Consider the following 13,978-nt stretch of genomic DNA (forward strand, 5'->3'; position numbering starts at 1 on the left):
TGCTCCTGGATGACGGGGCCGACCGGCGTGTCAGCCGCTATCCACCGTCTAGGTGCCGGTGTGCTCATCCGCCCCCGCGGGCCCGGGTGTGACGTGGATCGCAGAATGGCCACGGGGGAAACCGCGGGTGCACGTACCTAGAAGACGGAAGGAGTGGCTCGATCCGGAGTCCGATCGTCTAGGAGGACCGTTCGTGGGGTGGGCAGAACCGGCAGGCGGCGACGCGGAGTCGCCCGCCGCCCCGGAAGGCGGGCGTACCGCCGGCTCCCGGGCACGCGGGGACGGGCAGGAGCCGCTCGGCGGGGCCCGGCCAGCTGATATCCGGACGGTGGAGGCCTTGCGCAGGCACGATTTCCAGGGTCCGGCATGGGATGTGTTCATCGGCATGCTGCAGCAGGAATGCCGCGGCCCGGTGGAGGCCTGGATCAGGGACGGAAGGATGCTCGACAGGGCGAAGAGGATGGGGCGCGCGGTGACTGCCCTCTCGCCGGCCCTGAGGGAGCTTCTCCGGCACGACGAGATCGCCCGGTACGACCTCGCCCAGGACGCCCTGCTGGCCGGGGCCCGAGTGCTGCACAAGGTACTCAAGGACGGCAGATGGGACCCGCAGCGGTCGTCTTTGAAAACCACCTTCGTCAACATGGTGATCTTGCAGTTCTCCACCGTCGCGAAGGCCTGGGCCGCCTCCCAGGAGTACCGAGAGCATGAGGACATGGGGGAGGACCTGCCGGACCCGCCGGCCCTTGGGGCGGCGGATCAGTTCACGGCTGCCGAGAACTGGGCCGATCTCGACGCCCGGTTCCGGGGGGAAGGCGAGACGGTCCGCGCCATGATCCGGCTGCGCGGGATGGGCCGGGCGCCGAAGGACATCGCCACCGAACTCGGCCTCCCTTACCGCTCCGCCGAGGGAATCTGGCGTCGATTCACGACGAAAGCACGCGACCAGGGATCCGATGGGAGGCCCGCATGAAGACGCCCGACACCGCATCCGCCCTGCAGCAGACCGCTCGTCGCGCATGGGACATCCTCGTCCCGAACGCGGCCGACGGCACATGCACGGACGAGCGGTACGCCGCATGGGAACAGGCGCTGGAACACTTCTCGGAAGGCGGCATGCCGGTCACGGCCGAGCAGGACGAGATCGCCGATTTCCTCGCGCTCCTGGCTGGTTCCTCCATCACCGATCCCATGGACGACGACGGATACGAAGACACACAACACTCGGCCGAAGGCGACCTCGGACACGAGGACCGCAGCCCGGTCTCCCGGCCCGGCGGATACTGGTCACGTCATCAGGCTGCGCTTGCTTCCCTGGGGCAGCCGGCCGAGCACGCCGCCGCGTACCTCGACCACAGCAGCAGCGAGGTGCTCGGCCACCTCGCCGAACCCACCCGGCCGGACGCGTGGCGGTCGCGCGGACTCGTCATGGGCCATGCAGGGTCAGGGAAAACGCACGTCTTCACCGCTCTGGCTGCCAAAGCCCTGGATGCCGGGTACCGGCTGGTGATTGTGGTCAGCGGCCCACAGAATGTGCAGCGCGTTCAGATCCAGCAGGCACTGGACGCGCATCTCGTGGATGGGGAACAGGATCCGGTTCTGCGGGGCACGACCACCGAACACGACTACCGGGGAACAGGGAGCGACAGTACATTCTGGGAATTCGGGCGGCGGGATCCGGCGCTCCCGCTCAATACGGAATACAACCTGCGGCACACTGCGCCACGTCTGCTGGCCGTGAAGCGTAACGCGAGCATACTGCGCAGACTGGTACGCGATTTGGCCGCGCAGGGTACCGGCCTGTCGGAGGTCCCGGCGCTCGTCATCGACGACGAGCCGGACCCGTGGTCCGCGGTGAACGCGGTACGTCCAGGACACGTACGTCCCGTCACCAGTGAGCTCGTGTCACGACTCCTGGAACTGCTGCCACGGTCTCAGTACGTCAATTACGCCTGGACACCCTTTGCGCGTTCCCTGCTCGACCCGGCCGGGGAGGGAGCTCCCTTCCCGGCGGACTACATCATCAGGCTGCCCAGACCGGACGGATATCTCGGGGCGTATGAGGTAAGCGACGGCAAGGCGCAGGTAGCCCGGCTGTGGCGGGACCAGGGCATGTCCGGGGACGACGACGGCAGCCTGCGGCAGGCCCTGGACATGTTCGTGCTCACCGGGGCAGTCAAACTGTTCAGGCAGACGACAAGCCGGAGCTACCACTACCGGCACCACACCATGCTGGTGCACGGGACGAACAGGACCGCGGAACAGCAGCAGCTTTCCGGAAGGCTGCTGCGCCTGTGGGAAGAAGCGGACTACAGCACAGGAGGAAGCACACAACGGCTGAACCGGCTCTTCGACACCGACCTGCTCGGAGGTGCCGGTTCCTACGAGGAAGGGGCCTGCCTTCCGGCGGCATTCGAGGATCTGCTGCCGTACATCCGGGACGCGGCGGAACGGATCGGATCCTCACCGAGTCCTGTGGCCGGAATGAGAGCCACGCATCGGAGATTGTGGAAGATCCTGGTCGGCGGATCAGTGCCGCCGGGGGATCTCGAAGTGGAAGGACTGACGGTCACACATCTTCGGCAGCCGGCAGGGGACGGTGCAGGAGTCCGCTTGTTCGGAGAATGGTTCGGACGGCACCACGGGTACCGGGACCTCGTCCGCATGTACGTGCAACTCGACGCAGGGCAGGACGGGGACTGGATCCGGGCGAAGGAACGCTTCGAGTCGCTGTGCCGTGCCGAAGTCGCATTCAGATCCCAGCTGCAAGCCATCGCCGCTTCCCCTGGGGCGGACCGTCTCCGGTCGGCCGAACTACCGGCCCTGGCCGCGGATCACCTGTCCCGGCAACGCAGGCAGGCCGACACGGGCAGGGGCATCAACACAGTCTCTCCATGGCACTCCCACCGTTCCGGGGACCAGGCCGCCGGGACCCGCCGGGGTTCGGGCGTGCTGATGCCAGATCCCTGCGGAACGGGATCGGCAGGGTAGGCCGCGGGGTGCGTGCAAGGGCCGGTGGGAAGGAGACCGGCCCCACCAGCCCAGAGGCGGAGCCCGGCCCACAGCTGCTCCGCCTCTCCCCGGCCTGCCCTGAAAGACCTCCTGACACCTGGCAAAGCGCTGGTGATGGCCGGGAGCTGCCCCACTGCCCACCCGGGCGCTCCTGCGCGGGGCTGTCATCGCGGCTTGACGAAGCGGCGTACGCGCGGAAGATCTGCCCGGGCACGCGGCATCCCCATGAACCGGAGGCATCACAGGGGTGCAGCCGGCACGTCACCTATCCCGGGCCCGCCGGCCCCGGCCGTCTTCACCCCCACCCGCACGCCCGGCGGGAGGGCCGAGTGGCAGAGCCGACCGCCGGGTGCATCCGGGTGCCACAGATGCCGGACGGGCAGATGGCTGCAGCGGTGGGGGAACGTTCAGCGCACGATGGGCTGAACCGTGAAGTGGAATGCCGCAACCCATCGGCCGCCACCGTGGTTGATGAGGACACCGACGAGCTGGCCTGGTCTCGTTCGCACCGCTCACCGGTTCCAGGACGCAGATGGGCATACGGCCGCTGGAGCGGTGCTTGACGGGTGCCGGGATCAGGATGCGGCCGGCTCACGGGGCGGAGCACCGCAGGCTGCCGTGCACCAGGCGCGTCAGATCGAGGCGGACGCCGGTGAAGTGGCGGGGCATGAGCCCCGAGTGCCGGTACCTGCCCAGGCACGTCACCCTGGATCTCCTCGATGACGACGCACCGGCTCGTGCTCCGGGCAAAGTGGTCCTGGCCGGCCCTGTGGTGCGTCGTGATTCCGTATCACGACGCACCGGGCAACGAACCGTGACGGCGCGGTGGCCCAAGCACCAGCGACAGACCAATCATGATCAAGAACCAGCGTCGCTTGATCCTTCGATTCACAGACGCCAGCCCGCAATGCAACCTTCTTTTCAAAGGAGGCACAGCGAAAACATCCCATGTACTCAGGCTGCGGCAGGAACAGCAACCCGCACGTGCCGGAAAGCAGCACCAGACCACCCAAACATCCGCGCAGTCCCCCCACGCACACAAGGACAGTCCCACCCTCATCCTGCACCGCATCAAGCCGGGATCCGTCCCCGCAACTCGATCGCAGAGCCGGCCTCGGGCAGGGGGCATCCCCACGCACATGAGGAGCACACACGGTGTCGAGGCTGACGGCGGGGAACCGGGCACCTCCATCCCGCGGGCACCGGAACAGGAAACGTCCGGCAGAGCATGCAGCCCAGCCGTAGGCCCGTCCCCGCGTACACCAGGAGCAGCCGGCCCCCGCCATACCGGGGCTCGGAGGCGAGGATCCACCCCGCAAGCGCAGGGAGCAGACAGGACAGGCCGGAGACCGACGGAAGCCGGCGGGTCTTCTGTCTCTCCCCCGGGGTGCACGAGGAGCAGCTACGCCGTCGGGGTCAGCCCCATTCCAGCGCTCTTCGCCTTCGCCGGCCCGGCCGCCATCCGCTTCCCGGGACAGCTGCGGGGCCGCGACACCCCGTACGGTCCGGCGCAGGAGGCCGCGAAGGGCGTAGCTGCCCCTGGTCAGTTGCAGCACGGACGCGGCAGGGCCCGGATCCATGATGGATCCGGGCCCTGTCAGTGGTAGCGGGGACAGGATTTGAACCTGCGACCTCTGGGTTATGAGCCCAGCGAGCTACCGAGCTGCTCCACCCCGCGTCGGCAGACCCCACCGTACGCCATCACAGCGGGCACCGGTTACCACTTCCCGGCCCGGGGGCTTGTGCGGGGCGGAGCCGATGCTGGTGGCGTGCTCGTGCCGGCGGGGTGAGCGCGGTCCGCCCGGACGGGGTGCCGTCGTACCCGGCGGACGATGTCGGGATGGAGGGTGAGACTGGGGTGCGACCTCGGAAGCCTGGGGTGTGACCTGGTCAGCCTGGGGTGTGACCTGGGGAAATGGTGTGCGGGGCCGGGGAGGTACAGTCGGCCGCGCCGAAAAGGGAGGGCGGCACGGGCCGTCCTTGCGGCGTTCACCGGGGGCACGGGCAAAGCACATGGTGGTCGAGCGGATCAGCGGGCGTGAGAGCGAACTCGAAGCGATCGAAGGCTTCCTGGCGGAGGTGCGCTCCGGCGCCGGCCCGGTCCTGGTGCTCCGCGGTGAGCCCGGCGCCGGGAAATCGACCCTCCTGGACTACGCCGTCCGTCGTGCCGCTCCCGTGCGGGTGCTGTCGGCGACCGGTGCGGAGCCCGAGTCCGGCATGGCCTTCGCCGCGTTGCATCAGCTGCTGCGCCCGGTGACCGCCCTGGCCGAGGCACTGCCCGGGGCGCAGCGGGACGCGGTCCGCGCCGCTCTGGGGCTGGCGGAGCCTGCGGCCGCCCAGGACCGGTTCCTGGTCGCGGCCGGCGTGCTGTCCCTGCTGGCGGAGACGGCCGCGGCCGGGGGGCTGGTGTGTGTCGTCGATGATTTCCAGTGGGTCGACCAGGCTTCTGCCGATGCCCTGCTGTTCGCGGCCCGGCGGCTGGGGGGCGAGGGGGTGGGGCTGCTGATCGGTACCCGGGACACCGCAGGGGCGAGGCAGGCGCTGCGCAGCCTGCCCGCCATGGACCTTGCGGGACTGGACACCGGGGGTGCGGGCGAGGTGCTGGCGGCGTGCACGGCTGTGAGGCCTGCGCCTGCTGTGGTTGATGTCCTGACCGCGGCGACCGGCGGCAATCCGCTGGCGTTGCGGGAGACGGCCGGCCTGCTGAGTACGGAGCAGCTGACGGGACGGGCGCCGCTGCCCGACCCGCTGCCCCTGGGCGACGGCATGGCCGCCGTCTACGGGGAGCAGATCGCGCGCCTGCCCGAGGACACCCGCCTCATCCTGCTCGTTGCCGCCCTGGAAGGGCGCGGTGACGTCCGTCTGATACGGGCGGCCGGGGAGCGGCTCGGCGTGTCCCCCGATGCGCTGTATGCCGCCGAGGCTGCCGGTGTGGTCGAGATCCGGCCTGCCGACATCCGCTTCCGGCACCCGCTGATCCGCGCCGCCGTACACGCCGGGGCCGGCCCGGCGGCGCGCCGCGCGGTGCACGGCCACCTCGCCGCGCTGCTGTCCGCAGCGGGCGACCGCGACCGCGGGGCCCTGCACCGGGCCGAGGCCGCAACCGGCCCCGACGAGGAGACCGCCGCCGAACTCGCCGCCGCCGGCGAGCGGGCATCCGCCCGCGGCGGCTACGCCGACGCCGCACGCATGCTGTCATGGGCCGCCGAACTGACCCCGGACGAGCGGGGCAGAGCCCGGCGGCTGAAGGACACTGCGGCGGCGGCATGGCTCGGCGGGCATCCCGGGCGGGCGCAGTCCGCCCTCGCAGCCGCCCGGGACCTCGCCGAGGATCCTGTCCTGCTGGCCGAGATCGCGCAGCTCAGCGGCAGGTTCGAGCTGTCCTCCGGTAATGCTGCCGAGGCACTGCGGGCTTTCCTGGACGCGGCCGAACGCGCCACCGCGCACGTACTGCCGGTGGGTGGGCTGCCGGTGGACGGGCGGATCACGGACGAGCGGGCAGGAGAGGGGAGGACGGCGGACGGGCCCGCTGCATCCGGGCATGTGGCATCCGGGCATGTGGCATCCGGGCATGTGGCATCCGGGCATGTGGCATCCGGGCATGTGGCATCCGGGCATGTGGCGGGGCCTGAAGGCCCCGCCACCGTGGCCCCGCGCAGTCTGGCGGGTGCGCCGCACCCGTCGCGTACCGGCGCTGCCCGGCGGATCGTCCTCGCCCTGCTCGCCGACGCCGCCGAGGCCGCCTCCTACGTCGGCGACACCGGCGCCGCCGTGCTCATCGGCAGCCGGGCAGCCGAACTGGCCCTCCCCTCCGGGGCACCCGCGGGGTCCGAAGATGCCGCCGATGCGTTCCTGCGCGACATCCTGACCGGAATGGGCGCATGGCACGCCGGGGACACCGGTGAGGGCGCGCGTCTGCTGCGCCGTGCCCTGGCCGCCGTCCCGGACCTCGCCGGCGACGGCAACAGCGGCGGCCGTGACAGTGACGGTGACGGCGGTGGTGGTGACGGGCGGCACGCCGCCCACCTGCTGTGGGCGGCAGCCGCCGCCAGCCTGCTCGGCGAGAGCGACGCCGCCGCCCGCCACGGCGCCCGCGCCGGCCGCGTCGCGAAGGTCTCCGGCATGGTGGGCACCCTGCCCGTCGTCCTGGAGAACGCCGCCACCGCCGAGCGCATGAACAGCAACTACGCGCTCAGCACCGCCCTCTCCCAGGAAGGCCTGGCCCTCGCCCGGGAGGCCGGCCTCGACAACTCCGCCGCCGCCCACCTCGCCAACCTCGCCGTCTGCGCCGCCGTCCGCGGCCACGAAGACGACTGCCGCACCTACGCACACCAGGCCCTGGCCATCGCCATCCCGCACCGCCTCGGACTGCGCGCCGGGATCGCGACATACGCACTGGGCCTTCTCGACCTCGGCCTCGGCCGCCACGACCGCGCCCACGAACGGCTCACCGCGCTCACCACGGCAGGACCGGGCGCGGGCCACCCCGTCGTGGCGTGGGGCTCCACCGCCGACCGGGTCGAAGCCGCCGCCGCAGCCGGGGACCACGCGGCCGCCCGTACCGCCACCGCATTCCTGGAACGGTGGTCGGCCCACGCCACCTCACCCCGGGCACAAGCAACGCTCGCCCGCTGCAAAGCACTGACCACCGACGACAACGCCGCCACCGCTCTCCTGCAGCAGGCCCTCGAGCTCCTCAACACCGGCGATGACCACGATGCCACCGCCTACGACCGGGCCCGCACCGCACTCCTGCTCGGCGAACGACTGCGCCGCGACCGCCGCGCAAACGAAGCACGCCCCCACCTGCGCGACGCTGCAGAAACCTTCCACCGCCTCGGGGCCACCCCGTGGGAGCAGCGCGCGCAGGGCGAGCTGCGGGCAGCGGGCGAGAGCCCCGAACCCGCCCGGCCCGCCCTCCTGCAGACCCTCACCCCCCAGGAACTGCGCATCGCCCGCCTCGTCGCCGAAGGAGTGAGCAACAAAGACGTCGCCACCCGCCTCTTCCTCAGCCCCCGCACCGTCGAATACCACCTGTACAAGGTGTATCCCAAACTCGGCATCACCTCCCGCACCGAACTCGCCCGCCTGCTCCAGTAACAGACCACGAACCAGCACCCCACCGGTGAGGCCGCAAGAAACCCTGTAACCCCCGTGCACCGGCGCACCCGTGGGACCGGTGGGCCGTAACCCGTGGACCCGTGGAACAGTGGGCCGGTGGAACCGGGGGGCCGGTGGAACGGTGGGCCGTAGCCCCGGTGCACCGGTGGACTGGTGCACCGGTGGACTGGTGCACCGGTGGACTGGTGCACCGGTGGGAAACCAGTCGTCCAGCGCCACGGCGGGGCCCGTCCGCCGGCCTGCGGTCGCCGAACGCCGCGCGCAGTGGCCCCCCTGTCCGAACCGGACCGCCCTCGCGGGTGACGGACCAGCCCGCACACCACCAGTGAAGGCAGCCCCCGCATCCGCCTGCCGGACGACGCGGCCGGCTGCCACCATGCCCCCCGGCAGGAAGCTCCGTGGCACCGGTGGGAAGCCGCCGGTGATCCGGCACCAGCGGCCCTGACCGGCCGGCCGGACCACCTGCCACGGTGGGAGGAAGCCCGCACGCCACCGATGGAGGCGCAGAAAGCGCTGTAGCACCGGCGGGGCCGGCGGACCCGTGGACCCATGGACCAGCCGACCGTGGCCCTGGTGGACCGATCCACCGGTGGCAGACCAGTGGACCAACGCCGGTGGCCCTGACCGGCCTGGACCGCCGGCCGAGGTGACAGGCGGCTGCCGCGCGGCCCGCCACCCGCCACCCGCCGCGGGGCAGCCTCGGCAGGCGCTGACCGGACGGCACGGGGCCGGGCCGCGCGGCGGCCGCCTGTCACCGTGCGTGCTTCTCCGCAGGAGGCTCCATGGCGTCGGCGGGGAGGCGGGGAGGCCGGTGGCCCGCCACCGGTAGTCCCTGACCGGGCCGGACCGCCTGCCGCCGGTGACGGGCCGGCACCCCACCCGTGGGCGCCAGTGGCCCGGCACCAGTGGTCCTACGGATACCACCGGTGGACCCGGGACGGCAGAGTTCTGCCTGTCCGCAACGACAGGCGGACAACAACGAGAACACGAACACCAAGCACGCAACACCGAAAGCGGGGGCAAGGAATGTCAGCCATGGGACGCATGGTCACGGTGGGCGACATCGAGCTGTGGACGGAAGAGTTCGGCGACCCCTCCCACCCGGCGGTACTCCTCATAGCCGGCTCGATGAGCCAGGGACTGCTCTGGCCGGACGAGTTCATCGGCCGCCTCGCCGCCGCCGGCCACCACGTCGTGCGCTACGACCACCGGGACGTGGGCCGCTCCACCGCCCGCGACTTCACCGAACACCCCTACACCTGGGCCGACCTCAAAGCCGACGCCGTAGGCCTCATGGACGCCCTGGAAATCAGCTCGGCCCACCTCGTGGGGCACTCGGCGGGCGGGCTCCTCGCCCAGTGGATCGCCGTCGAGAACCCCCAGCGTGTCGACAGCCTCACCGTCATCGGCTCCTCACCCCTGGGCGAACACGAAGGACAAGTCCTCGTCCGCGCCCTGACCGGCCAAGCGCAGCCCGAGGGCAGCCTGCCGGAACCGGCACCGGAATTCACCGCGTTCTTCCGCCAGGCCGCCACCAGCCCGCCCCCCGCCACCCGGGCCCAGGCCATCGACTTCCAGATCGAACTCGCCCGCGTCCTCCACGGCACCGAGCGCCCGTCCGAGTTCGACGAGGACGCCCAGCGCCGCCTCGAAGAACGCCTCCACGACCGCATGCGCGACCCACGCACCGCAGCCAACCACCGGCTCGCCGGAATGGCAGACCTCGACAGCGAACCGGTCGGCGCGCTGGCCCGGGTCACCGCCCCGACCCTCGTCATCGAAGGCACCGCCGAACCCGTCAAACCCGGACACGGCCACCTCATCGCCCAAGCAATCACCGGCGCACACCTGAAAACGATCCCCGGCATGGGCCACATGCTCACCACCGGCGCCATAGGGCCGGTCACCGACGCACTCCTGACACACCTCAACACCACCACGCAAAAGACCACCCCGCCCAGCCCCCAGCCTGCAAACAAGTAACAGAAGCAGCCGGCCCGGCAGGGCGGACCGAGCGGAACCTGAACCGCTCCCCCGCCCTACGCCGCCGCGCCGCCGCCACGGCGGCCGGCTGCACCCTCTCCCCCGGGGCCGGGACGCCTCCAGGGCAGGGCAAGGGAAACGGGGAGGCCACGTACAGGCCCCACCAGGATCCCCCCGCCCAGGCTGCGCAAACGGGCAACCACCGCGCACGGGCGCAGCAGAAGCCCTCTGACGGCAGCGCCGAAACCAGCACCCCCCCTGCAGCCCACTCCATCACAGCAACCGGGGGCCCCTCAACGAGCAGCTGCGCCGTCTCCGGCCCCGGGGCACATCCTCGGCCCGGAGACGGCGCACAATCTTGTTCCGGCAACGGACCCTGCGGCGGCATAGCGTGCACGGAAGAATTCCGTGTTTCATGCCACGGCACAGCAAAACGAAATCCCGGCCTCGACTGACAACAACCGTGGGCCCCGCCCCGGTTCCGGAGACGGACCCCCGGCACCCCCGGGGTGCCAGAGGGCTTCCCTCATCACGTCATCAGACACCGCCGCCCACGGCATAAGCGAACCCGGCGAAGACTGCAGCCACCGCGAAAACCGCACCGCAGCGCCGGAAACACCTCCGCGCATCGTCATACTGCCCCGACCCCACGGGAAACCTGAACGGCATCCTGCACCAGCTCAGCCCATGCGCCATTCGAGAGAACGAGATACATCCTGCCGCCGATACAGGCCTTGCCGTCAACCTGAAGACGGCCCCCAGCCGCAACACCCACAGCCTTCATGGCAGCCCCCCGACACCGGACATTCACCGCGCCCGCAGAACGCGCCTGGAAGGAGACTGCGTTCCCCCGGATCCACGGCCACTGAAGCATGAGTTCACTCACACGCCCCCTACAGGCACACACGTCCCCCGCGCACGTGAAGACTCTCCGGCCGCCTCCGCCAAGCGCTCCAGCCCTTCCATCAGGCCGGCGATCCCGCCGAGGACCACCAGCGGGACAGGAACGGTCTGGACAGCGGCATGAAGCATGCACAAACCAGTACGCGAACCCGCCCCACAGACCACAAGATCAAAGGCAATGACGTGACCTTACCTTCACACCGAAGACGCCAGCCCGCGGCAGCACCTTCGATGCAGGGGCCGGAGGCCGGACAGGCCGAAACAGCGCACGACACAAACAGCAGACACGGAAGAGGAAGCGGCGGGCCTGGCCGCCCACCCCGGTGCCAGGACCGGGACCAGGGCGACGCCCCGGGCCCGAGCACCGACAGCCAGACCCACCGGCTACGCGGCACAGAACCCGGACGCCCACCTCCGGGGCCCTTGCGGCTGGGGATCAGCGGTCCTTGGAAACCCCCGAAGCCCCCCCGCACCGCCTCACTCCCCGCACAACCCGAGCCCCCGAAACGCGCAGCCACACCCCGAGCCCATCACCGGAGCAGCCCACTTGGCCGCGTACTGCTTCCCCCTCGACAGCAGCACCGGCACCACCATCACGAGGGAGCAGTGCCCACAAATGACATCCATGCAGCAGACCGACGCTATCCGCACCCCGGCGCGACCAGGCCACACGCCTCCCCCAGCACCCTTCGCCCGTTACAGGCCAGGCCGTGACTGCGGATCAGGAAACTGACCCGCATCATCCGTAGTCCGAGCCCGGCTCCCGAGGAGCCTGGTAGTCCGCTTCCCGCCAGCTTCGGCGTTGCAGCCGCGTCATGGCTGAGCACGGCGGATTCACCACCGAGGGTCCGCCTGTCCGACCTCGCGGGGCAGCTGGGCCGCCCTGTCCGGGACAGATGATCGTCACTCGCCTGACCTGCGGCTACAGCGTCCGGGCTGTCCGGAGCCGTCCGGGACGAGGAACCGATGTTGTTTCGCCGGCCAATACCTGCCACTCATAGGACAGAAACGCCGGTTCGAGCGGGATGTGATCCCGGCCGGCCAACAGAGAAATCAGAGCTCCAGGAGGACCTCAATGACCAGACGAGCTGTCCGCGTCTTAGCCTCCGTCGTGCCCCTGGCAGCCGTAGTGGCAGCCATGACGGCGGCTCCGGCCCAAGCAGCGTCCTTCAGTGGATGCACCGCGCACGCCTGCGCCGGCGTCAACAACTACAGGTACTGGCCCACCGGCGGTGGCTGGTACACGGCCGACATCAGCCTCCCCTACCTCAACGACCTCAAGAAGAACGACGGGTACAGTCCTACGCTTCGAATCGTCTACACCAACCCCAACGGCGTCCAGCGTCTTTACATACGAGACTGGGACAATGGCACCATCACGTACCACGACGACAAATACCTGCTGCAAGTGAAAAACCTGTACTTCGAGGTATGCCACCTGGACAACGGCCACGGCACCCTCACCTGCCGCCGAATGTCACAGACCTCCGCCCTGTCATAGCAACCTGGGGCAGTGGCCCGCCACCGTTCATACCTCGGGATGCGCCACAGGCCGAATCCTCGTACCCCCTGCCTGACTGCCGCAGTAACAGCGTGCCGCGGTACATCCGCTGACACCCCAGCATCAAGAGCCGCAGCCAGATGGCGGGCCTGACGGGCCACCACGCAGGCCGCTACCCGCAACCGGTGGCACTCCTCGTTCCGTTACCTGCAGCCAGTCCTCCCACCGCTCCACACCGCGAACGATGCGCGCATGATCCGTCGCTCACGCGAGCGGCAGCGCTCGGAGCAGTACCGCCGAGGCCGCCCGCCAGCGGACCCGAGTTCCTCCACCCTCCGCAGAGGACCCCGCCTGTGCTTCCGAAACAGCCATACCCACCGACCACAAGCAACCCTTCCAGCCCGCCCAGCTCCAAACACGACCACCTGACCACGACACCCGAAAGGCGAGGACGGAGCAGCAACAGCTAACGGACCTCAACCCGTCGCCGAAATGCAAGGTAGACCTGCGCAACGGTGGCACCGACTGTGCAGCGAACCTTTCACCGCGCTGCTCACGGCCATAGGCAGGTACAGCCTTCTGCCACATCGGAAACAGGCACTCGCGGAACCGGGACTCGACTGGGCCGTCCAACCCATCAGTCTGTCACCTGGCGCCGTCCCGGCTCCCGGCCGGAGCGGCGCCGCGGTGAACCGCACCGCCCGTCCGCTTTCTCCACACGCGCGGTACCTGCGTCGAGATCGATACCCGCCTTCTTCGGCACACCGTCCTCCTCGCCGTCACGCAAGACAAGCCCGATCCGACGTTGTTCCAGCTGGAGCCGGTCAGGAAACGCTCGAGTAGTGGTACCGCAAACGGGATCTGCTCATCGACTCCCACCTGGCAGTTCGGCGTCGCCTGCGGCCTCGCCGTCCGCAAGCACCTGCGACCCGATCAGACCGTCGATTTCATCATCTTCGCGGACGCCGCTGTCCTCATCGAGGAAGAACAGGGTGACGCCGACTACCACCGCGGTCGCAACAGCGTGTACTTCAAGGATTCCGCCCGCTGGGCCCAGCGGTTCGAGTCCGCCTGGGGCCACGGCGCAGATTCCGCGCCCATGGCCCTGCAGGCCTACGACCTCTTCACCCGCCCCTTGCTGGACGGCAGCAACTGGGACACCGGCCGCGTCACACAGGCTGTCGACGGCCTGCAGAAACCCGGCACCGGCATCACCAAGAAGAGCCCGGCGAGTAACATCTCTCGCCGAGCTCTCCCCCGCCCTTCACCGCCCACCAAACTGCTGTGGAGCAACACTTGGCTCGCCGCCCGCGGCGAAACCCTCGACGACATCGCCGACAACGACGAACGCGGGTTTCTCCGGCGCTGGCATCTTGAGAAGCAGGCGGTCGAGGAACAGCTCGACGGCATCGCCCGCGCCAGCAGCTGCGGTGGTGCCGATGCGTAGCCCATGAGGAGCAC

7 protein-coding genes and 1 tRNA gene are annotated in these 13,978 nt (G+C 70.1%); 6 read left to right on the plus strand and 2 right to left on the minus strand.

Annotated elements, in window-relative coordinates:
• Positions 1-193 precede the first annotated feature (193 nt).
• Together ACFPP6_RS07900 and ACFPP6_RS07905 are read left to right on the plus strand one after the other, a co-directional pair.
• On the plus strand, positions 194-970 hold the full coding sequence (locus ACFPP6_RS07900) for a hypothetical protein (protein WP_382038557.1): 777 nt from the start codon (positions 194-196) through the stop codon (positions 968-970).
• Positions 967-2,988, plus strand: coding sequence for a Z1 domain-containing protein (locus ACFPP6_RS07905; protein ID WP_382038559.1), 2,022 nt, complete (start codon positions 967-969; stop codon positions 2,986-2,988). The genes ACFPP6_RS07900 and ACFPP6_RS07905 overlap by 4 nt, the downstream gene beginning before the upstream one ends.
• Before the next feature lie 1,622 nt (positions 2,989-4,610).
• Here the strand turns inward: ACFPP6_RS07905 and ACFPP6_RS07910 are convergent.
• A tRNA-Met gene (locus ACFPP6_RS07910) sits at positions 4,611-4,687 on the minus strand.
• 335 nt (positions 4,688-5,022) lie between these two features.
• Here ACFPP6_RS07910 and ACFPP6_RS07915 point away from each other — a divergent pair.
• From ACFPP6_RS07915 to ACFPP6_RS07925, 3 genes are all read left to right on the plus strand, one after another.
• Entirely contained in the window at positions 5,023-8,109 is a 3,087-nt protein-coding gene (locus ACFPP6_RS07915) for a helix-turn-helix transcriptional regulator (RefSeq protein ID WP_382038561.1), read from the plus strand.
• A gap of 1,056 nt (positions 8,110-9,165) precedes the next feature.
• Positions 9,166-10,113: an alpha/beta fold hydrolase gene (locus tag ACFPP6_RS07920; protein WP_382038563.1), complete on the plus strand. Its 948-nt coding sequence runs from the start codon at positions 9,166-9,168 to the stop codon at positions 10,111-10,113.
• A gap of 1,978 nt (positions 10,114-12,091) precedes the next feature.
• Positions 12,092-12,517, plus strand: a complete 426-nt coding sequence (locus tag ACFPP6_RS07925) for a hypothetical protein (RefSeq protein WP_382038565.1) — start codon at positions 12,092-12,094, stop codon at positions 12,515-12,517.
• Between the two features lie 637 nt (positions 12,518-13,154).
• On the opposite strand, the gene ACFPP6_RS07930 is transcribed toward ACFPP6_RS07925, so the two are convergent.
• Positions 13,155-13,304 carry a hypothetical protein gene (locus ACFPP6_RS07930; RefSeq protein WP_382038566.1) on the minus strand — a complete coding sequence of 50 codons (150 nt, stop codon included), beginning with the start codon at positions 13,302-13,304 and terminating at the stop codon, positions 13,155-13,157.
• An 18-nt stretch (positions 13,305-13,322) separates the two neighbouring features.
• On the opposite strand from ACFPP6_RS07930, the gene ACFPP6_RS07935 reads away from it, so the two are divergent.
• Positions 13,323-13,964 carry a hypothetical protein gene (locus ACFPP6_RS07935; RefSeq protein WP_382038568.1) on the plus strand — a complete coding sequence of 214 codons (642 nt, stop codon included), beginning with the start codon at positions 13,323-13,325 and terminating at the stop codon, positions 13,962-13,964.
• Positions 13,965-13,978: the final 14 nt, after the last annotated feature.

The organism is Streptomyces aureoversilis (assembly GCF_042657885.1).
In the GTDB taxonomy this organism is placed as follows: Bacteria; Actinomycetota; Actinomycetes; order Streptomycetales; family Streptomycetaceae; genus Streptomyces; species Streptomyces aureoversilis.